Source organism: Micromonospora sp. GCM10011541, from assembly GCF_042650725.1.
Taxonomy (GTDB): domain Bacteria; phylum Actinomycetota; class Actinomycetes; order Mycobacteriales; family Micromonosporaceae; genus Micromonospora; species Micromonospora sicca.
Map to the genome: position 1 here is coordinate 1 of NZ_JBHSBP010000088.1, position 20035 is coordinate 20035.

Below are 20035 nucleotides of genomic sequence, written 5' to 3' on the forward strand. Positions count from 1 at the left end.
AGTAGGGGAGGGTGTCGTGGCAGACGATGAACGTTCCCGTCGGCGGGTCTCGGTGACGAGGTCGCGCAGCCGGCCGGCGGAGAGGTGCATCCGGTTGCCGGGGGCGAAGATGCAGGTGTCGCATTGCCGCGACAGCAGTCGCGACTTGCCGAGGACGGGGTCACCGACGCTGAGGTCGCCCCTGGAGGTGGTGTCGACGGCCTCGCCGTCGGCTTCGGGCGTGGGTTGCATGATGTCTCCCTGTGCAAGTGGGCAGGGGTCGCCGCCAGACGGCAGCGCCCCTGCCTGGATGTCGGGGTCGGTGTTGAGGGGTGGGTGCACGGCCGCCAGCAGTCGGCCGAGGACTCGTGCGCGCCACGCCGTTGGTGACGGTGGTGGTGTGTGCGGCGGACAGCCCCGGTGGCGGGGTTGCCGCGTGGCTTTGGGAAGGACAGGACGCATCCGAGGTGGGCTCGGAACGTCGGTCGCGAGAGGCGTCGCCGTTGCGGACCAGCACGTGGCCGTGCAGGGACTTCGGGCTGCTTCGGTGTGGCGGGCCGGACGGTGCGCGGGGTCAGGCGGCGTGCGGATACGGCCGTGATCGCTGGGGGAGTGCCGTCGCGGGCTGGCTGGGCTGGAACCAGCCGGCGAAGCGCCCTGCCGCAGTGGTGGCCGGGGCGGCGACGCGCGCTCGGCCTCGCGCAAGCAGACCGGGTCGTGTCGCGGCTTGGCGGGCGTGGTGGGCATCCCGCGCAGGTGGGCAAGGGTAGGCCTGGTCGGTGCAGCGCAGGTTGGCGCAGCGGTGCGGCTGCCGGGGGGTGCGGTTGGTGGGCGGTGGCGACGTCGGTGGCGAGCAGCCACAGCAGGACGTCGGTGACGTTTCGCGGTACGGCGCGACGGTGCTGCGGCGTCATGACTTGTTGTCCCTCTCGGGTGTGATCGGCTCGGGTGGCCGCCACCCCTGACCAGCGGTGTGGGGTGCCGCTGTCGGGTTCGCCAGGGGCGGCGGCCTTGTGCAGTGACGCTCGACTTTCCGCATGGATCAAGTCGTTGTCTCGGGCGGGGGCCGCCACCCACCGCGAACCCGCCGATCTCCTGCCCCCGACGCCAGCGCACAGATCGAGAGGGCGGGTCAGTCGTCGCGGTGGATGAGGAAGCAGTCCGCGGCGGCGGGGTTGTCGTGGCGGTAGTCGTCGAGGCAGCGGTCGTGGTGGGCGGGCTGGCCGCAGTGCCGGCAGCGCATCGGCACGGCCGCTTCGAGGTCGGATCCGTCGGGCCCTTGGGTGCTGGTGTGCTCGTGCGCGGCGAAGCGGCAGGCGCCGTGGGTGCAGACGGCGCGGCCGGGGGTGCGTAGCCGGGCGATGACCAGTGCCCGCACCGTGGTGGTGAGGTCGATGCTGGTTTGGCTGTCGTTGTGGGGGACGTCGGCGCGGATGAGGTAGTCGTTGGCGTCGAGGTAGCGGTGCAGGTCGGTGAACGAGCCGATGCCGGAGGGCACGAGCCCTTCGCGATGTCGTCGTCGATCGCGGTGAGGATGAGCTCGGCGAGGCGTCGTGCTGGGGCGGCCTGGTCCGCGGTGGGTGGCTGCGGGGTTTGCTAGTGGGCCAGCCAGAGGCGGGTCAGTGCCCGCAGGTGGCTGATGTGGGCGCTGCGCTGGGCGATCAGGGCGTTGAAGCGCATGCCGCAGACCACCGGGCCACGCTTGAGGTCGGCTTCGGTGGCGGCGAGGGCGTGGCAGGTGTTGGTGAGCGCGGCGGCGAGCATCGGCAGCGCTCCGGCGTGCTGTCGGGCGGCGGTCATCGCGTCGGCAGTGATGGCGTGGCCGGTGTACTTGCGGACAAGATGTGGCGTCACAGCGGGGCTTTCCTTGCGGTGGTGGCTAGTGACGGGCCGCGCAGTGGCGTTGGTCGGCGAGTCGGCGGTCATCCCAGCTCTGCCGGTTCGTCGGCGGCGGTGTCGAGGTCTCCGGGGTCGGCGTCGTCGCGTTCGCTGCCGTCCCATTCGAAGCGCACCTGTAGGTCTGCGTTGGTGAGGGCGGTCTCGATGGCGGTTTCGGCGGTGTCGAAGGCGTCCTCGCGGCTGCTGGCGGTGACCTCGATAAGGACGGGCAGGGTGAGGCGCACCTGCCAGCGGCGCGGTAGCGGCGGCAGGTCCACCGCGCGCAGGAGCCGGTTGGCGGCGTCGACATCGATGTCGTGCGTGGCGGCGGCCTCGCGCAGCGCCTGCCACATCGCGCGGCGCCACCGCGTCACCGAGTCGGTGTCGCCGTCGGACGGAGGTGACGGTGGGGTGGGGTGGTCGTCCAGGTAGGCCTGGATCTGGGTGGTGGTGTGGGTGAGCCATCCCAGCGGGGCGGGTTGGTGCGGTTGGAACGCGGCCCACGCGTCGCGCAGGACGGATTCAAGGGTCGGCAGATGCGGCGCCGTGGGCGTTTCGGGCGTGGTCATCAGGTCTCCTTGCATCTGGCCAGCCCGCCTGCCCCGGCCGCCTAGAGGCGACCGGGGCAGGCGGGCGGTGCTGTCAGGGCAGGTGGCGTCGGGTGCGGGCGACGCGTACCTCGTAGGTGTCGCCGGTGACGCTCAGGTGCAGCCACGGGTAGCCGCGCGTGTGGGCGGCGCGCAGGACGCCGATCAGCGGGGTGGGCTGTTCGGTGAGGTGCAGGTGTTCGGCGAAGTCGTCGCCGCCGAGGTCCGTATCGCGGCGGTGGCCGTCGGTGTCGGGGTTCCAGCCGTCGGCGTAGACGACGACGCTGGAGCCGGGACGATCCGGGTCGCCGAGGCCGGGCAGACCGCTGGACATCAGGTAGACGCCGTGGTCGTGGACCCATACCAGGGCGCCGGGGCAGGCGATGCCGTCGTCGTGTTCGGTGAAGGAGGGTGCGTGTTCGTCGCGGGCGACGGCGTGCTCGGCCAGCCGCAGGGTCTGGGCCAGGTCGAAGTAGAGGTGCAGTGCCATCAGCGTTCTCGTCTCGTCAAGGCAGAGGGGATGAGGGTTCTCGGCCTACGGGCGTGGTCCGTCGACGGCGGGCCAGCCGTCGAGTGCGGCGGGTGGGATGCCCTCGCGGAGTAGCCGGTCGATCAGGTGGGCGAGGGGATAGGTGCTCTCGGCGGCCTGGGCCCGGTCAAGGGCAACGGAGGCCAGGGCGCCGAGGCCGGCGTGCCAGGCGGTGAAGGCGAGCAGGCTTGCGGGGGCGGCGGCGAGGTCGGGTTCGACGCGGCGGGTGAGGTCGGTCCACAGCGCGAGATGTGACGCTTCGCTGTGGGTGGCCTGCCAGGCGGCGTCGCGCACGGCGACGTCGGTGAGGAGCACCGACAGCCAGGCCACCTCGTCGTCGGTGAGGACCTGCTCGGTGGCGTAGCGGGCGAACGCCTCCCGTACCGCCTTCTTGCCCTCCCGGATGACCGCCGCTCGGCCGCCTGCGGTGTAGGCGGTGAGCCGTCGCTCGCGTGCCCGGCGGGTGGCGGCGGTGACGGCGTCACGGGCCGGCCCGCTGATGGGAGCGAGGCTGGCGACCAGCGCGGCCCGGTCGGGCAGGGCGCTGTGCCCGGCGACGATGGCGTGCACGGCGGTGGCGCTGCTGACCGCGTCGAAGGGCACCCCGTCGGCGGGGCAGCAGGCCGGGTCGTGGCACTGGTAGGAGTGGTAGCGCCCGTCGGTGACGCGCAGCGTGTCGAGGATGGATATTCCGGCGGCGTGTAGGCGAGGGGTGAGGGCGTCGATGACGGGGGTGACGGCGGCGGCGGGTCCGTAGCCGGCGACGACTGCTGCCGTGGCGCCGACGCCGCGCAGCATGGACAGGTGCTGCGCGGCGGCGCCGTCGACCCAGGCGGTCATCTGAGCGCGCTGCGGCAGGTCAGCACGGCCAGCCACAGTGATCTTGTTGCCGGTGAGGCCGACGATGACGAGGCTGTCGGTCGGATGAAAGCCGAGCAGGTACGGCACGGCGGCGAGCAGGTCGCCGGGCGTGCGCAGGCGCATGGGGGATGTGTGGTCGTGGCTCATGGCGGAACTCCTTCGGTTCGAGGGATGGGCAACGCACGCTGTGAGGTCTCGCAGCCCGGTCAGCTGCGGGACTTCACGGGCGTGACGGGTGTGGGGGCCGGTCTTGGTTGACGACCGCAGGTCGTGCACCGCGCGGTGGTCCAGCCGATGGCAGCGGCAGCCGGCTGCGGTCGGACGTCGAGGCCGAGGCGGACGCCCGATGGGGGAGCCGGTTGACGGCGCGGCGGTGGCAGGGGGCGGTGTTGCCAGGCGGGCAGGGCAGGCGACACTGGCGTTGACGGCGTCGCGGTCGGCCGTGGAGGGCCAGAGCGAGGCGCGTCGGTTCGGACGGGCCGCGTGGGGCTGGTCTTACCTGAAGGCAGGCACCGACCCGGACGGGCCGGGGTGTCAGGCGGTTTCGAGGGCGGCGACGGCGGCGTCGGCGATGGCGCCAGCGGCCTCTAGTGGGTCGGCTACCAGCAGCGTGGTGGTGTGGGTGAAGGTGTGCCCGGCCAGGTCGGCGGGGCGCAGCCACAGCACCGGGCAGCCCGCCCGGTGCAAGGTGGTGATCAGCCGTTGAGCGGGGTCGATGTCGGGCAGGTCGCCGTCGGAGACGACGGCGAGCATCCGCAGCCGTCCGGGTTGGCGTAGCTGCAGCACTTCGTCGGCGAGTTTCACTGCGTCGGTGAACGCGGTGCTGCCGCCGGCGGCGCCGAGTTCCAGCACGTGGGTGGGGTGCTGCCGGGGTCTGACGAGCAGGGTGACGTCGCTGCCGAAGGCGATGGTGGCGGTGACGGCCTGGTTGCTGCGGGCGGCGTGGGCGAGGGTCCACCCGGCCGACGACATCGGCGCCATAAAGGGATGCATGGAGAAAGACGCGTCGACGATGACCCCGAGGTGCAGGGTCGGCTTGGGCGGTGGGAGCTGGCGGCGGCGCTGCCAGGGTGTGGCGGTGGGCAGGGTGCCGGCGGCGATCTGCGCCTGGGCGGTGATGGCGTGGCGGGTGCGCAGCCGGCCCGGCGGAATCGTGCTGGGGCGGGTGTCGGGCTCGGGTGAGTGGGTGCGGGCGCGGCGCAGCCGCGCGGCGAGCGCGCGGGACGCCGCGCGTTCGGCGTCGGTGGGGTCGCGGCGGGTCCACGTCGCAGGCGCCGAGTGCCGGGCGGTGATGTGCTGGTCTCGGTATTGGGCCGGGGTCAGCCCGGCGGTGTGGGCGAGGTAGTCGGCCAGTGCCTGGGCGAGCAGGCCGGCGAACACTCCGGGGTCAGCGACCGGTGTGTGCGGCTGTCGGTGGGGGTCGATGCCGAGGATGTGGCACCACCGCCATGCCAGCTCAATCATCTGCTCGGCGTCGGTGTCGCCGGTGGCGTGCGCTTGTCGCCACACGTCGCGTAACTGCAGGAGCCGCTTGCGGCCGAGCACGGCGGTGACGGCGGCGCGAACGCCCTTGATGTCCTTGGCGGTGATGATCCGGGCGTCGACGCGGGCCAGGAGAAGCCCGGCGAGGTGCGCGGCGTGCCACGCGTCGTCGACAGCAGCGTCGGCGGGGTCGAGGAGGGTGGTGACGGTGTGCCGCAGCCACCGGCGGTCACCGCGCCGTCTGCCGCGCTGCCGGTTTTCGGAACGGGACTCCTCGAGCAGGTCGGCGACGGCGGCGACGACCGGCGGGGTATCGGGCGGGGTTGTCCACTGGCTGTGGGCGGCGTGCGCGGCTTCGTGCACGAGCAGCCCGTAGGCGGTGGGAACCAGTTTCTTGTGCCCGGCGCGGCGCGGGTTGGCGACATCCGGGACGCCGATGTGGGTGGCGTCGACTTCGATGCGGCGGGTGTCGGGGTAGAAGCAGGCCGGTGCGCCGCCGCCCGCGCCGGGGGCGACTGTGACGCGCAGGTCGGTGCGGCCGGTCAGGACGGGGATGTGCCTGGTCCAGGCGTCGCTCCAGTCCCGCCAGTCCGGGTCGGACGCGGCGGGCGCGGCCGGGCCGTGCTGCAGGTGGCTGTGGGGATGAGGCATCAGTTCTCCGTTGGGGTTAGCGCTGCTTGCCGAGGGTCAGCGCGGTGATCTCGGTGCCGAAGTGCTGCCGCAGGGCGGCGGCCACCTGCTCGCGGTCCTCGTGCGGGGCGCGGCCGGCGAGGTTTGCCACCGCGGCGGGCAGGCCGAGGGTCTTGCGGACGCGGGCGAAGCCGAGCAGCTCGCGCAGCTGCGGCGCCCACGACACCCGCCCGGCGGCGAGGTCGTCGTTGAGGGTGATGGCGGCCTGCACGGCGGGGGCGGGGACGCCGAGGTGGCGGGCGAGGTCCCAGTCGGTGGTGACCTCGATGTGCACGTCGAACCGCGACGCGAGAGCTTCGGTGAGGATGGCGCCGTGCACGCCGGGGTTGTGCCCGGCGATGACGTAGAACCCGTCGGCGGCTTCGACGCGTTCGTTGCGGTAGCCGGGGATGCTGATCACGCGGCGGCCGTCCATGGCCGGGTAGAGCACGGCGAGGACCTTCGGCGCGATGAGGGTGGCGTCGTCGACCAGCAGCGCCCGACCCTCCCGCATCGCGGTGACGAGCGGCCCGTAGACGAACTCGAACCCGCCGTCCGGGAGGGGGATGAAGTTGCCGAGGAAGTCCTCCACGACGGTGTCGCCGGTACCGGCGACGGTGAGCAGGTCGGGAAACGCGGCTTCGACGAGGGCGGTCTTGCCGGTACCGGGCGGGCCGTAGAGCAGCACCGGGATCCGCTTGTCCCGCAGCCGGCGCAGCACGTGCACGTCCGTGGCCCCGGCGAGCTTGCGCGGGAAGTACAGGTCACCGTTCGGGCGGGCTACGGGCTGCCGCCGGGTCGACCGCCCGGCGCCGCCAGCAGTGCGCGGTGTGGGCGGGGGTATTGTCCCGGCGGCGTCGATGCCGGCCTGGGTGATCTGGAAGCGGTGCGGGCCGGTGTGGTGGGTGGCGTAGCCGGCGGCGGCCATCTTTTTCAACGCCTCGAATACCGCCCCGCCGGAGCGGGCGGCGATCGCGTTGGTGACCTGCCCGACCTTGAGCCACTGGTCGGGTTGGCTGGCGAGGTACGCGGCGACCTGCCGGTAGAGGTAGCCGGGCCGGCGCCCGTCGCCGGAGTCGGGCGGGACGTCGGCGCTGGTGGGCGGGGTTGCAGGGTCCATGCGGGGCCTCCTGTCAATGGGGGTGGGCCCGCGCACCCGTCTCCGGGTGCGCGGGCGTGGTGCGGTTTCCGCGCGGCGGAGACGGCGGTGGCGGACGCGGCCCTGTGGCAGGGGCGGCCAGCGACCTCCGTGAGGTTCGTGAAGCAGGGGCTGCCGGTCGGGTGTCGCCGCCACCGCTGCGGTGGGCGACGACAAGGAACGCACCCGACCGCTGACCGATCAAGTCGAGCCAGGTCGGCCGCGGGTGCTTAGCGGCGGCGGAGGGTGACCTCGCCGCGAGGGCGACGGCCGATGTGCACGGTCAGGCCGAACACGCTGCCGTCGGACAGTTCCAGCCACACACCCCGGTCGAGGGTCATCACCTGCGCGTCGCGGTAGACGCGGGCCGAGTCGATCGTCACCGGGGTGCCGTCGTCGTGAGTGAGCTGCGGCAGGTCGGCGTCGTCGCAGAGCTGGTCCAGATCAGCGGTGGTGAGCAGATGCCGCACCACGGCTTGGAGAATCTCCTCGTGGGCGTACGCGCCGAACTCGTCGTCGCTGCCGTCATCGATCATGGTCGTGGTCCTTCCGCGGGGGTTGTGGTTGCGGGACTGAGGTCAGGCCTCGGGCTGCGCCTGTCCGGGAGGGTCGGGAAGGTCGCCGGCGATGCGGTCGCAGTCGTAGGGGTGCACGGCGGTCCAGGTCCAGGCCCGGCCCATCACCGTGTACCGGCCGTCCGGGTCGGAGGTGATCCGCTCGACGGCGTCGGGGTCGCCGTGGACGCGGGTTTCGTCGGCGACGATGACGTCGCCGTCGAAGCGCAGGCGGGCCAGGGACTCGTCGACCATCCGCTGCTGGCGTTCCCCGGTGATGCCGTCGGCGGCGAGGTGCTGGCGGTAGCGGTCGCGGGCGGCCTGCTGCTCGGCGACGATCGCCTCCGCCACCTGCCGGGTGCAGGTGAACACCGCCCACCCGTTCCACGTGTCGACCAGGGTGCCGGCGAAGGCGACCGGGATACGCATGACCCCGCCGGCGTTGGGTGTCCACGCCCAGTCGCCGGCGAACACGCCCGGCCCGCCCAGGCGCACCCGGTCGGGTGCAGGTGACTGACGTCCCGGTCGTCCCCGGCCGGGTGCAGGACGATGCGGCACTGCCGGGCCGCTTCGGCCTCAGCGGCGTCATCGAAGCCGTCGCACCACGACCACCGCGTCTGGTCGCACTGGTGCGCGGTGAGCTGGTCCCATCCGGGGGCGCCGTGCGGGGCGTGCTCGGCGTACCGGTCTCGGTCCTCGGCCAGGACGTACCGGTCGGCCAGCGCAAGCCCGTCGATGACCGCCGGGTCCCCGTCATTGAGGCCGGTGAGGACCTGCCGGGCGGTCGCGGAGACCTCGCCGACGGCTCGGCCGCCGAGAACGTGCTGCGCCCACCACTGGGCCGCATCGCGTCCCGCGGCGGCACCGGCTGCGCGCAGCGCGTCGAGCACCCGCTGCCAATCGGCGTCGCTGGTCGCAGCGGCGGGGACGCGGCGGACGTGGTCGCCGGAGCCGAGGAGCATCGAAAGGTGGGAGTCGCTGTCCCAGTCGACGTCGAGGATCCGCTGGTGGGGGTGGTAGCGGCGCACGGTGCCCTCGTCACCCGGGCGCAGCCGGGTGTGAGGGTCGCTGGTGTGCTCCAGCGCGACCCGCTCGCCCGGCTGGAAGCTCACCGCCGCTCTCCTTCAGCCGGGCCGGACAGCCGCCACGACCAGTCGGGCAGCGGCACGTCGAGCAGCAGCAGCCCGTCGGTGTCGCGGCGCAGGCGGTGCGGCAGCGCGCCGTGCCTGCCCGGCAGCATCAGGTCGAACTCGGCAGCCGCCGGGCGCAGCCACAGCCCTTGCCGCCCTGACCCGGCGGCGCGAGCGGCGGTGGTGGCGGCGATCGCGTGGGCGACGGGGTCGCCGATCTTGATGACCGGCGCGCCGTGCGGGTGCGCGGCGAGGCAGATCTCGGCGTCGAGGCCCGCGCGGGCCTCGGGCAGCCACAGGTGCGCGGCGGCCCAGTGGTGGCCGTGCACGGTGTGGCCGCCGCAGCCCAGCGCCATCCCGGCCGAGTTGGGATCGAGCAGGTGGCGGCTGTGGCGCAGCCACCGGCCGTGGCAGGTCGCCTCGTACACGACCACGCTGTCGGTGGACACGTCGACCAGGTACATCCACTCCAGGTAGCCCTCAGCCGGGTCGTCGATCCGGCCACGGCGCACGCCGCCGGTCAGGTCGGCGGTGTAGCCGACGCCGGGCACCGGCCGCCCGACGCGGCGGCGGCCGGAGCCGGCCGCCGCGGCGTCGATGGCGACCCAGTCGTGGCCAACCACCGCCTCAACCATGGCGAGGGTGTGTCGGTCGAAGGTTTGCTGCCAGACTCGCCGCAGCAGCGGCAGCATCTCTGCGGGATCACCGCCCCAGTGCAGCCAGCGGGCAATGTAGGCGCCACCGGAAGCGGTGATGCCGATCAGGGTGGAACAACTCACGGTGCAACCTCCAACGGGAGTACGCGGATCGCCGGCCGGTTGTTGCCCGGCGATGAGGTGGGAGCCACTCGTCTGCGGTGCTGTCTGCGTCGCGGCGGCCCTGCCGGTGTTCGCGACGGGTGGTGAGTGCCTCCCGTCACCGGGGCGCCGCGTCGCCGGGGCGCCGCGGTGCTGGTGCCGGCGGTGTTCAGGAGTGCCTGGCATCGGGCGGCGACACTGTCGCGGACCGCGTCGGTGAATCCGTCCCGCACGGCGTCGATGACCAGCGCACGGGCGAAGTCGGGCAGGTCCGCCCAGGCGGGAGCGTCTGACGGCGCGTGGGCGTGGTAGCGGGCGGCGTCGTAGCCGGCGGTGTCGAAGCGCGGCAGGGCCTCAAGGGCTTTCTCGTCGCTGTCGTCGATGCCGGCCAGCGCCGTGCTGGCGGTCTGGGCTTGTTCGGCCGGGGTGCGTCCCTCGATGGCGTGCTGCTGCCACCAGCCGGCGGCCAGGCTGCCGTCGCGCTCACCGGCGGCCCGCAGCGACAGCAGCACCTGCGGGTCCACCGGCTCAGCTGGCGCCCGGCCCCCGGCGCCCGCCCCGCCGGTCGTCAGGCGGAGGCTGGTGTAGGGGTGTGCGGGTGTGGCGGGGTCGATCCAGTCCGCGGCGAGCAGGACACCCTCCCGGCGGTAGCGGGCCGCGACGGTCCGCTCGTTGGTGACCTCCCGCAGCCACCCGGCCAGCTCGGCGCGTAGTTTCCGGCCTACGGTGGCGTAGCGGGAGCGGGCCTCGCGGGCCTGCCGGTTCGCCGCCTGCAGGTTGCGCCGGTCCACACCGGTGTGCAGGTCGATCAGCCACTGGTGCTCGGCGGTGCTGATCCAGCCGGAGCGGGAGTCGCTGAGCAGCTGCCGCAGCGCCTCGCCGTAGTAGTCGTCGCCGTACCGGTGCGTCTGGCCGCCGTGGATCATCTGGTTCTGGATGTCCTGCAGCCGGCGGCCCAACGCCAGCCAGTCCGTGCGGTCCCCGGGATGTTCCCCCGGCCGCGCCTTCGCGCTGCTGGCATCTGGCGAGTCGGTCATCAACTGTCGTCCTTTCATCGGTGTTCGGTGGGGAGGGGTCGGGCGGCGCGGACGCCGCGGGACGGGTCAGCGGGTGAGCGCCGCGAAGCCGGATCGGCCGGCGGCAGGCGGCGCGACCCCGTTGTGTCGCGGGGTGATGGGCGGCGACGTCGCGCAGGCTGCGGATGCCGGCACGGGCTGCCGTGCGGGCCGTGGGAGGGCGGCGCGGCGGCGGCCGTGAGCGACCTCCCGTGTCCGCGCGCGGGTCCCATCTGATGCCGTTACGGCTGGTTGACGACGCGGCGCACGGCGGCGAGTTGCCCAGACCACGCCGACAGATTGCTGATCTTGACGACGTCGCCGCTGTGCGGGGCTTGCACGATCAGTCCTTGGCCGAGGTACATGCCGACGTGGCCGGGACGGCTGCTGCTGCCTCGGCTGCCGGGGATGAACAGCAGGTCTCCCGGCCGCAGGTCCCGGTAGTCACTCACCGCGCTGCCGGCGTGGACCTGCTCGCTGGTGGTGCGGGGAATCGCGATGCCGGCTGCGCGGTAGGCCTGCTGCAGCAGCGACGAGCAGTCGCACTGATGCCGGGCGATGCCGGAGTGCGGGGCGGTGCAGTCCCCGCCGAAGGTGTAGGGGGTGCCGCGCTGGGCCAGGGCCCAGCCGATCGCGGTCACGACGGACGGCGGCGTGCCCGGCGGCAGCGTGAACCCGGCGGGCAGGGGCACCTGCTCGCCGCCGGGTTGCCCGTCACCGCCGTCGAACAGGCACAGCGGGTTGCTCATCGCCTGCTCCAGATCCGCGGCGACCGGGCCGGCCGGTGTGCCGCCGGCGAGGACGCGGACCAGGGCGACGGCGTCGTCCTCCCACTTCGCGTACGCGCCGGGGAAGGCAGAACGCTGCACGGCCTGCGCGGCGTCGGTCAACGCCATCGCCTGCCAGCCGTCAACGGCCAGCAGCGCCGTGTAGAACGTCCCGGCCGCGTACCGGGGGTCCCGCAGCTCAGCGGGTGTGCCCCAGCCCTGCGAGGGGCGCTGCTGGAACAGCCCGACCGAGTCGCGGTCCCCGCCGGGCAGGTTGCGCAGGCCGGATTCCTGCATCGCGGTCGCCAGGGCGATGACCCACCCGCGCGGCGGCACCTTCCGTTCCCCGCCGACCGCGACGATCACCGCGGCGTTCGCCGTCTGCTCGCTGCTCCAGCCGCCGGCGCTACTGCTGGCGGGCGGGGACGCGGCGATGGTGGGCAGCAGCGGCTGCCCGCCGGGGCCGACCGTGCGGTAGCAGGCGGCGGAGGCGGTGCCGCCGCCGGTGAACAGGGCAGCGACCCCGCCCGCGCACAGCACCAGCACGGTGATAGCCCCGGCGGCGACAGCGGCGAGGACGCGGGCGCTCACCGCTGCGCTCCCGCCGATGGCCGCGGCTCGCAGGGCGGTGGCGGTCGGCGGTCGGCGGCGGTGGGGTGCAGGCAGCCGGTGAGCGGGTAGGCGCCGATGCGGGTGCCGTCGTCGGTGTGCACGGCGACCGCGGCGGTGCCCGCCTCGATGAGGTAGATCCATTCGGCGTCGAGGTGACCGGCGTGGCACAGCGGGAACACCGAGACCGGTTCCGGCGCGTCGACGACGCCGTCAGTGGTGGTGCAGGCCAGGGTCATGCCGACGCCCGGCACCGGTCGCTGCCCGGCGAACCCGCAGGCGGCGGTGGAGGTGATGTCCGGGTCGAGGTGTTCCCAGTCGCAGGCGAGGATCGCGGTGATCAGCGCCCGGGCGTCGCGGCGGGCGTGACCGGCCCAGATCGCGGCCAGGGTGGGCAGCACGACGCTCGGGTGGCCGTCGAAGAGCACGAACCGGGCGTGCACGACGTGCGGGTTGTCGGGGTCGGCGGCGCCGATGTAGCAGTGGGTGCTCACGGGGTAGGACTCCTTCAGCGAGAGACGATGACGCGGCCGGAGGCGGCAGTCAGGGCTGGTGGGGCTCCAGCGGGGGCGGCCAGGTAGCGGGTGTGGCCCGCCAGCCGAAGATCGGGTCGGTGGTCTCGGCCGACCCGCAGCGGGTGCAGCGTGCGGAGGTGTCCTCGCCGTAGCCGGCCATGGACGGCACCTCGGTGAAGACGACCTCGTCGACTGCCCCGCAAATCCGGCAGTGGATGGATGCGCCGTCAGGCCCCCACACGCTGAAGACCGGCTGGTCGGGGTCGGGCCCGGGCGGGGCCGTGCGGCTGGTCACGCCGTGCCCCCACAGGTGATGGTCAGGGTGCGGTGGGCGGTGGCGGCCAGCAGGGCGGCCAGCCCAGGATGGGTGCCGGGCGTGCCGCCGGGGTCGGGGGTGTCGTCGACGAGGAGCAGCGGGTGGTCCTCGCCGCGCAGGTGGGTGAGGTGGTACCCGCGGCCGTCGGTGTCGACGGCGTCGACGCGGCGGGCCTGGCGTGGCTGGCCGTCGAGGGTGTGGACGTCGTGGTAGCAGGCGGCCCAGGCCAGCAGCCGCGCGTCCGGCGCGCCGGCGTGGATTCGGCCGATGATGGTGGCGAGGGTGGCCCGGTAGGGCGTGGTGGCGGCCGGGTCGTGCAGGGCGTCGGCGAGGTGCTGCAGCAGCGCGGGCAGCCCGGCCGCGTCGGTGGGCAGGTCTTCGCGGCGCAGCGGGAACTCCAAGCTGCGCATCTCGCGCAGCCGCTTCGGCCCGGCGGCGGTGCTCGGTCGGTCGTGGATGAGCAGCAGCGTCGCGGGCTGGCCCCAACCCAGCATGTCGGCGTCAGCGTCGGCGGCGATGAGGCAAGCGGTGAGGGTGTGGACGACGGTGAAGGACAACACAGCGGTCTCCCCTTCTGCGGGAGTGGATGCGAAAGGACCCCGCAGCCAGGGCGGCTGCGGGGTCCATGGGGTGAGGGGCGGGATCAGTAGTGGTGGCGGTCGCGGCTGCGCGCGGTGGGGGTCCGGTGTGGCAGGTACTCGCACACGCTGCTGCCGGTGCGTTTCGCCTCATACATGGCGGCGTCGGCCTGCGCGAGGAGCTGCCGAGGGGACGCGAAGGACGCGTGGATGTGGCTGTAGCCGACCGAGGCCGCGACCTGAAGGGTGCCGTTGACCACGCGGACCGGTTCCGCGCCGATCACCTCCCACGCGGCGTGGGCCGCAGCGGCGGTGTCGTCCCGATCGCCGAGCACGAGCAGCGCGAACTCGTCGCCGGAGAGCCGGGCGGCGACCTGCACCGGGGCGGGAATGCGGGTCAGGAGCCGGCCGATCTGGTCGAGCAAATCGTTGCCGGTGTCGTGGCCGAGAGTGTCGTTGACCGTCTTGAATTCGTTGAGGTCCAGCAGCACCACCCCCACTGGCGTGTTGCCGGCGAGGGCGGCGCGCAGGCGGGTGAGGAACAGCCGCCGGTTGGGCAGGCCGGTGACCTCGTCGTGGGTGGCCTCGTAGCGGGCCGTGGCGAGGGCCTGGTGCTGGCGCCACAGCACCGCACCGGCCAGGGCGAGACCGGCGAGGATCCCGCCGACGGTGGTGACGATTGCGTGCAGGGTGGGAGACACTGAGTTGCTCCTTTTGTAGAAAGGAGCACCGGGGGCGGGCGTGAGTCGCCAAACTTCGACGCCCGCCCCTGGGCTGCCTGACAGGGGTCGGGGTTATCGGCTGCCGGTGGTGGGGGCGTACTGGAAGGTGGCCGGTTTCTCCACGGTCTGTACCGCCGTGCCGGCGGCGACGAGCTTGACCGCCGCGTTGTACACCGCGCCGCCGCTGGCCTTCTTCGCTCCAGAGCCGGCGTTCGCCGCGTCGATGAGCCTGCACAGCTCACCGGTCTTGTACTGCCGGTCGGGATGGGCTTCGAGGATGTCGAGCACCGCGCCGCGCAGGGACCCTTTGGATCGACGGTCGGGGGCCGTCGAGGCGGCCTCGCTGCCCACGTCGGCGTCGACTTCGGCCTCGACTTCGTCCCCGGTCGCACTGGCTTGCTGGTCCTGGTGATCTGCCTCCGCCGAGGGCGGCTGTTCCTCGTCGGCACGACCGGGCGTGGCCGCATCCGGCGAGGTAGGCGTCCCGGTGGAGGGTGTCGTGGCTTCGTCGTCGGTGTGCCCGTTCGGCGGCACAATCCGTTCGCCGTCCTGCTGTGGCGGGCCGGCGGTGTCCGGTGCGCTCCGCTCCAGCTCGTCGGGGGGCGAGTCGGTCACTGCCTCGCGGGAGGGCGGGTCGGCCTGGCCGGTGGTGGTGGTGGTGCGGCCGGTGTCGGTCAACCGCCACAGGGTGCGGTTGCCGTCGGTGTGGAGCTTCTCGACCTGACCGATCTGCTCCCAGGCGCGCAGCTTCGCAGTTGCGGTGGAGTAGCCGAGTCCGGCGTGTTCGGCCACGGCCGCGGCGGTGGCTTCGCCGAGTTCGCCGAGCGCGGCGAGGACCTGGAACATGGTGTGCGCCGGCACGTGCTGCGGTGTGTCGGTCATGGGCGTGTCCCTTCTGCAGTGGAGGTCAGCACTGATCCACGCTTCGAACGCGGCGCTGATCAAGTGCAAGCGGATCTAGAACGAGGGTTCGGCCGGCCGGGGAGTCGACTGCCAGGGCGGTCGGCGGGCTGCGATCCCGCGCGTGCGTGCGGCAAGGGCGCTCAGGTGCAGCCGCAGCCGGGCCCGCACGGGCATCGAGGCCGTGGTGTCGGCGTGCCAGGACCAGCGGTAGGCGCCGATGCTGTAGTAGCCGTCGCGGTCGGGGTAGCAGCACTCGTCGACGTCGAGGAGGGTCTCCTCGCCGGTGTCGCGTTCCTCGAGTAGGACCGCGGTGTCGCCGTCGAAGCGCAGCAGCGGGTACTCCCCGGGCATGGTGCCCAGCCGCCACGGCCCGGTGGTCTCGGCGGCGAGCAGGCGGGCCGTGGCGGGGTCGAAGCGGCAGATGAGGCCGCCGGCGTTGGCGGTGTAGCCGTCGGCCACCAGCGCGGGGTAGGAGCGGTCGGCGACCTGCCGGGAGGTGACCATGACCGGCCGCCAGCGCACGCCGGGCGGGGCGATGTCCTCGCGCCGGTCGAGGAGCTGTACGTGCGTGGCGTCGAGTGTGGTGCCGGGCCAGGTGTCGGGTGCGACGGCGAGCCAGGGCCGGTGCAGGTCGCGGGCGGCGCGCAGGACGTCGATCAGCCGACGCTGGCCGAGGTTCGCCCGCCCGAGCGGCAGGTACAGGTTCTCCTCCGCCTCCTGGCGGGAACTGGCCGCGGCGGCGCACCACGAGGTGCTGACAGCGGCCTGCTCATCGCCGTCACCGGTGCGCCAGGCCGGGACGCCGTTGGAGCGCAGCACGCCCCGGTGGCCGGTGCGTGTCAGGGTCAGCGCGGGGCCGTTGCGCTCGCCGGCGGCGACCTGTGCTCTGGTGAGGCGGTGGGTGGGGCAGGCGAGGGCGTGTTCTGCCAGCGGCAGCACGTCCTCGAGGCGGAACCACAGTCGGTGGGGCATGGCGGCTGAACCTCCCGTTGTCGGAGTGGGAGGAAGAGGGAAGGGGCGCCCTGTTGCTGGCCGGGCTCGGGTGCACGCCCCAGCCCCGGGCGCCCGGCGGTCCACGGCGCCCTCCGCAGCTGGTGGAGATGCCCTGCGGTGGGTCAGGCCGGCCACTGCTGGCGGGCGCCCGGTGACACAGCGGCCCGCCGGTGAGCGGTCGGAGGTGGTGTCGGCGCGCGCAGGCACCTGACCCGTACCGGATCGGCCGGCGCGCCCGGTGGACTGCCGCGTCGCGGCCCCCGGTGCTCGACCGCGTCAATCAGGCGCGCGCCGCGGTGAGCAGGCGGCGCAGGCAGGCCGGGATGACGGTGGCCCGCACCCGTGCCGGCGGATCGTCTAGCACGAGCGTCCTAGTGGTGCCAACGCCCCGGTACCGCAGAATCTGGTAGTGGCGGCCGTCGATGTCGCAGGCGGTGAGCGCCCGCACCGGGACTCCGTCGTCGTCGAGGGGCGGCCCGTGGGCGGCGGCGGCGCGGCGGCCGGCGTCGCTGGTGTCCAGGCCCTCGCCGAGGAACGCCATCCCGAGCAGCCGCCGCTGGCCGGTGTGCGCCCACTGGGCCAGCAGCGGCGCCCCTTCGGCAGCGGTGAGGTGGGCGGTGAGGGTCTTCAGGCCAACCCAGTAGGGCAGTCGCATGCCGGGGACGGTCTGCGCGTGCAGCCACCAGAACGCCGGGTCGACGCTGAGCGCGTCGATGTCGATGCGGGGCTGGTGGCGGTGAGTGGTGACGTCGAACAGGCCGAGCAGGGCCGGCAGGGCGTCCCAGCCTCGGGTGTTGGCGTCGTGTTCGACGGCGGTGAGCGCCGCGCGGATGGCGGCGGCGCGGTGTCGTGACCTCATCAGGCGGATGCCTCCTTCTGGTTGAGAGGTGCGCAGGGCGGGGCCTGCGCGTGTCGGCGCGTGGACGAGCACCGGCCGGGCGGCGCGCCTGGTGGTCTCCGGGGGTACAGGGACCAGGGCGCCGTCCGGGCGGCGTGTCGTGTGGTTAGAGGGCGACCGCGAGCAGCCGCTGGCCCGGCTCGACGGTGTCGAGGTAGCGCAGGGCCTGCTCCAGGTAGGTCACCCGGTGAGCGAGGGCGTCACTGGCCGGGGCCAGCTTGCGGCCGTCGGCGGTGAGCAGCGCGTCACCGGCGATGGCGCTGAGGGCGTGGTAGTGCTGGTAGGTGAGCGGGCCTGCCTGGTACATCTCCAGCTCACCCGGGTTGGGCTGGCCGCTGCCGGGCGCCGCCGCGGCGTGCATCCGCATCGCGTTGACGCGCGGCTGCGCGTGGAAGTCCGCCGAGGCGGCCTCGAACGGATACTTCTGCGGATCGGCGAGATGGCGGCTCTCGAACACCGGCCACGGGGTGGCCGGGCGGGTGCCGTGCACAGCCTGCTGCCAGACCTGGTAGCGGATCCCCGCGCCGACGCCAGCGGCGTGGCGCATGCCCTGCAGGTCCAGCAGCCTGACCGGTCCGCCCGCGCACGGCGCGGGGCGGCCCTTGCGCAGGCCGATCATCTGCTGGCGCTGCCACAGCCGCAGCCGCGCAACAGCCCAGAACAGGGGCGTGAGGGTGCCGGCCACCCCGAACTGCGTGTGCAGCTGGTGGGCGGTGAACGCCTCGTAGGGCAGCTCGTCGGGTAGGCAGACGATCATCGTGGCGATGGTGGGCGCCGGCGTGACGGCCGGTGCGGCGGTGGTGGCCTGGGTGGGAGCCGGTCGGCGCGCGAACGCCGAGGTGGCCTGCACGGTGGCCGGTCGGGTGGGCATGGCGGGCACGCGGCTGCCGTGACGGGTCAGCGGGGTGCCGTTCAGAGCGGACATGCGCAGGTCCTCCTTCGTCGGGTGCGTGTAGGCACGCGGGGTTGACCGGCCCACCGGGTACGTGGGTCGGGTCGAGGCAATAAGGGGGAGAAGGTGGCGCGGGTGGTTGGTGCGACCTCGAGGGCCGTCGCGCGGGGCGCGTGCCGACCGGCCGGAGCGGGTGGGCGTCGCGTACCGCGGGGTGCGGCGGGGTGTCCCTGAGGTGGGACCGAACCGGGGTGGAGCGATATGTGGGGTGTGGTGTTGTCGGAAACGGTAGCGGCGCTGTCTGTCAGCGCCTGTCGCGTGCGCTGTGGCCGCAAATCGCCACTGAGCAGCACTGTCAGGCGCCTCGGCGTCAGCGCGGGCTGGTGAGGCGAGCCGCCTGTCAGAACCGGTAGGTCTGACAGACGACCTGGTCGCCTGTCAAAGGGCGCGGGCGCTCACTGGGCCGGGCGCTGGGAGGCGGGGCCGTGACCTGCGCTGTCAGACAGCGATGGCGGCTGGCAGGGCCTGTTGGGTGTGACTACCAGCGATAGTTGGCATCGCGGCGCTCGTCTGGGCAGGGGCAGTTGTGGTCCCGTGCCAGAGCTAGTTGGCATCGTTCCCAGGTGTTGTTGGCACCAACCGTTCGGCAGTGTGTCGGGCGCCGCCCCGGCGTCACCGCGCCGCTCAACTCCGCGACCACCCCCGCGCAACGAGCCGGGTTCGACACCGCTGTGGAGGCACTCGCCCATGAGCTGGATGCAGCCGTCCACCGCATTGACTACGGCAGACGCCGAGACGCTCCGCCGCATCACCCAGGGCGAGCGCTACTTCCCCCCGCCGGTACGCGCCGAGCCCGGCCGGCCCAAACTGGGAAGCGAACTGGCTCTCTACGTCCACGCCAAACGGCAGTTCGTCGCCTCCGGACACGGCCACTACGCCGGCCTCCGCCCCCGGCTTGACCATCACGCCGACAACCTGGCCAGGCGCATCGACCGCGCCGCAAGGAACGCTCTCACCGCCCCCTGCTCGATCTCGTTGAGTTCCGTCTGATAACTCCTCTAGCAACGTTTGCCATGAGGGTCTGCCGTGATCTGCGTGGTCCGAATCTCGGACACTTCACGGAACGCTAGCCGGGAGAGTCGCGTCAGCGATGCCCAGGTCGCGGCGTGCTGCCTCGTAGAATCGCGTCCGCTCGAAATACGAAGCCGTCCACGCGTACTCCCAGACCCCATCGGCAGAAAGTTCCCCGCGGGCGATGCGCTCCATCTCCCAGACGAGCCTGTGCCACTTCCGCGCCGCCTCGATGGTCCGGGCATCGCCGAGCAGGAGGACCGTCTCCCACCTCGACGTCCGTTCCGCCGACAGCCGGACGAGCTCGGCGATTCGCTCGTCCATCGTTGGCTGTTCGCTGCCGACGGCGCGAGCCTTCGCATCGACGATCTGCTTGCACGTCACGTAAACGCGCTTCACCGCGTCTCCGTACTCGGCATACGCCTCGACTCGCCGCGCATCCCAGCGAGTCTGCTGCTGCCTGCGCCAACGTGCCTGTTCTCCCGCGCTCGCGGCTAGGAAGGAACCGAAAGCGCCGATCACGACACCGACCAGGGGCAAAACCATCTGAACTATTGACATACCATCCCCAATTCGAACAGGTCGAACCTCATGCCGGGATTCCGCACCACGCAGCGGGTCGAACTCTGCTGGTAACAACTTTCTTCGTCAATCGCACCGCAACTCATAGGCCATCGCCGCGTAGGCACACGAGATCGTTGGCATTCACACAGGTCACATCTTGGGGATCGGTCCGTGTGTCTACAAGTAGGGTCCGGGATTGGCGCGGTCCGGGTAGCCGCCAGTCTGCTACCGGGCCCCTGGCGGCTACCCAAACCGGACTTCCACTGGCAGGCGACGGCGAGCTGACGAGCAACAAGATTCACCGCTAGATCACGGCTTCACCTCCCGCTCTGGGCGCACACTGCGGAACTCGGGGTGAGCGCTCGCCAACTATCGCTGGCAACCGCCATCTATCGGTGTCGGCACAGTCAGAACGGCCAAAGACCACGCGCCGGTGCCAACTATCGCTGGGACGTGCCAACTATCGCTGGTAGTCACATTGGGGGCTAGCCTCGCGCCTTCACGAAGGCTGGCGGTGGTGGCGGGTCGTGAACGTGAAAATGCCCTCT

The 20035-nt window shown here is 72.7% G+C and carries 22 protein-coding genes and 2 pseudogenes; 1 reads left to right on the forward strand and 23 read right to left on the reverse strand.

Going from position 1 to position 20035, the window contains the following annotated elements; all coding sequences use genetic code 11:
- The 22 genes and pseudogenes from ACFOYX_RS30485 to ACFOYX_RS30590 all read right to left on the reverse strand — a co-directional run.
- Nucleotides 1-231, reverse strand: a pseudogene (locus ACFOYX_RS30485) (hypothetical protein); the annotation flags it as partial.
- 880 nt (nt 232-1111) lie between these two features.
- On the reverse strand, nt 1112-1477 hold the full coding sequence (locus tag ACFOYX_RS30490) for a hypothetical protein (protein ID WP_322443468.1): 366 nt from the start codon (nt 1475-1477) through the stop codon (nt 1112-1114).
- Between the two features lie 98 nt (nt 1478-1575).
- Nucleotides 1576-1833, reverse strand: a complete 258-nt coding sequence (locus ACFOYX_RS30495; protein ID WP_322443469.1) for a hypothetical protein — start codon at nt 1831-1833, stop codon at nt 1576-1578.
- Nucleotides 1834-1901: 68 nt separating this feature from the next.
- Entirely contained in the window at nt 1902-2426 is a 525-nt protein-coding gene (locus ACFOYX_RS30500; protein WP_322443470.1) for a hypothetical protein, read from the reverse strand.
- 73 nt (nt 2427-2499) lie between these two features.
- Entirely contained in the window at nt 2500-2934 is a 435-nt protein-coding gene (locus ACFOYX_RS30505) for a DUF3085 domain-containing protein (protein WP_322443471.1), read from the reverse strand.
- Between the two features lie 45 nt (nt 2935-2979).
- On the reverse strand, nt 2980-3981 hold the full coding sequence (locus tag ACFOYX_RS30510; protein WP_322443472.1) for a DUF4192 domain-containing protein: 1002 nt from the start codon (nt 3979-3981) through the stop codon (nt 2980-2982).
- Nucleotides 3982-4368: 387 nt separating this feature from the next.
- On the reverse strand, nt 4369-5967 hold the full coding sequence (locus ACFOYX_RS30515; RefSeq protein WP_322443473.1) for a VWA domain-containing protein: 1599 nt from the start codon (nt 5965-5967) through the stop codon (nt 4369-4371).
- Between the two features lie 16 nt (nt 5968-5983).
- Nucleotides 5984-7105: an AAA family ATPase gene (locus ACFOYX_RS30520; RefSeq protein WP_322443474.1), complete on the reverse strand. Its 1122-nt coding sequence runs from the start codon at nt 7103-7105 to the stop codon at nt 5984-5986.
- Between the two features lie 248 nt (nt 7106-7353).
- Complete coding sequence (locus ACFOYX_RS30525) at nt 7354-7659, reverse strand: hypothetical protein (protein WP_322443475.1); 306 nt, start codon at nt 7657-7659, stop codon at nt 7354-7356.
- A gap of 42 nt (nt 7660-7701) precedes the next feature.
- Complete coding sequence (locus ACFOYX_RS30530) at nt 7702-8172, reverse strand: hypothetical protein (RefSeq protein WP_322443476.1); 471 nt, start codon at nt 8170-8172, stop codon at nt 7702-7704.
- A 497-nt stretch (nt 8173-8669) separates the two neighbouring features.
- Nucleotides 8670-8789: pseudogene (locus ACFOYX_RS30535) on the reverse strand (DUF4314 domain-containing protein); the annotation flags it as partial.
- Nucleotides 8786-9586: a hypothetical protein gene (locus tag ACFOYX_RS30540; RefSeq protein ID WP_322443477.1), complete on the reverse strand. Its 801-nt coding sequence runs from the start codon at nt 9584-9586 to the stop codon at nt 8786-8788. The pseudogene ACFOYX_RS30535 and the gene ACFOYX_RS30540, both read right to left, overlap by 4 nt.
- Entirely contained in the window at nt 9583-10641 is a 1059-nt protein-coding gene (locus ACFOYX_RS30545) for a hypothetical protein (protein ID WP_322443479.1), read from the reverse strand. Before ACFOYX_RS30545 ends, ACFOYX_RS30540 begins: the two co-directional genes overlap by 4 nt.
- Nucleotides 10642-10901: 260 nt before the next feature.
- The gene (locus ACFOYX_RS30550) at nt 10902-12017 is read right to left on the reverse strand and encodes a C40 family peptidase (protein WP_322443480.1); all 1116 of its coding nucleotides are present in this window, start codon (nt 12015-12017) and stop codon (nt 10902-10904) included.
- Nucleotides 12014-12529, reverse strand: a complete 516-nt coding sequence (locus ACFOYX_RS30555; RefSeq protein WP_322443481.1) for a hypothetical protein — start codon at nt 12527-12529, stop codon at nt 12014-12016. The genes ACFOYX_RS30550 and ACFOYX_RS30555 overlap by 4 nt, the downstream gene beginning before the upstream one ends.
- 49 nt (nt 12530-12578) lie before the next feature.
- A complete protein-coding gene (locus tag ACFOYX_RS30560; RefSeq protein WP_322443482.1) occupies nt 12579-12845 on the reverse strand; it encodes a hypothetical protein in 267 nt (88 codons plus the stop codon).
- Nucleotides 12842-13426 (reverse strand): hypothetical protein, encoded by a 585-nt coding sequence (locus tag ACFOYX_RS30565; protein WP_322443483.1) that lies wholly within the window; start codon nt 13424-13426, stop codon nt 12842-12844. The genes ACFOYX_RS30560 and ACFOYX_RS30565 overlap by 4 nt, the downstream gene beginning before the upstream one ends.
- An 83-nt stretch (nt 13427-13509) precedes the next feature.
- A complete protein-coding gene (locus tag ACFOYX_RS30570; protein WP_322443484.1) occupies nt 13510-14145 on the reverse strand; it encodes a GGDEF domain-containing protein in 636 nt (211 codons plus the stop codon).
- Between the two features lie 93 nt (nt 14146-14238).
- Nucleotides 14239-15048, reverse strand: coding sequence for a MarR family transcriptional regulator (locus ACFOYX_RS30575; RefSeq protein WP_322443485.1), 810 nt, complete (start codon nt 15046-15048; stop codon nt 14239-14241).
- A gap of 75 nt (nt 15049-15123) precedes the next feature.
- Nucleotides 15124-16041 (reverse strand): hypothetical protein, encoded by a 918-nt coding sequence (locus ACFOYX_RS30580; RefSeq protein WP_322443486.1) that lies wholly within the window; start codon nt 16039-16041, stop codon nt 15124-15126.
- A gap of 301 nt (nt 16042-16342) precedes the next feature.
- Nucleotides 16343-16921, reverse strand: a complete 579-nt coding sequence (locus ACFOYX_RS30585; RefSeq protein WP_322443487.1) for a hypothetical protein — start codon at nt 16919-16921, stop codon at nt 16343-16345.
- A 145-nt stretch (nt 16922-17066) separates the two neighbouring features.
- Nucleotides 17067-17885, reverse strand: coding sequence for a hypothetical protein (locus ACFOYX_RS30590; protein ID WP_322443488.1), 819 nt, complete (start codon nt 17883-17885; stop codon nt 17067-17069).
- 714 nt (nt 17886-18599) lie between these two features.
- Between ACFOYX_RS30590 and ACFOYX_RS30595 the strand changes: the two genes are divergently transcribed.
- Entirely contained in the window at nt 18600-18902 is a 303-nt protein-coding gene (locus ACFOYX_RS30595; protein WP_322443489.1) for a hypothetical protein, read from the forward strand.
- 66 nt (nt 18903-18968) lie between these two features.
- Here the strand turns inward: ACFOYX_RS30595 and ACFOYX_RS30600 are convergent, their stop codons facing one another.
- Entirely contained in the window at nt 18969-19322 is a 354-nt protein-coding gene (locus tag ACFOYX_RS30600; RefSeq protein WP_322443490.1) for a hypothetical protein, read from the reverse strand.
- Nucleotides 19323-20035 lie beyond the last annotated feature (713 nt).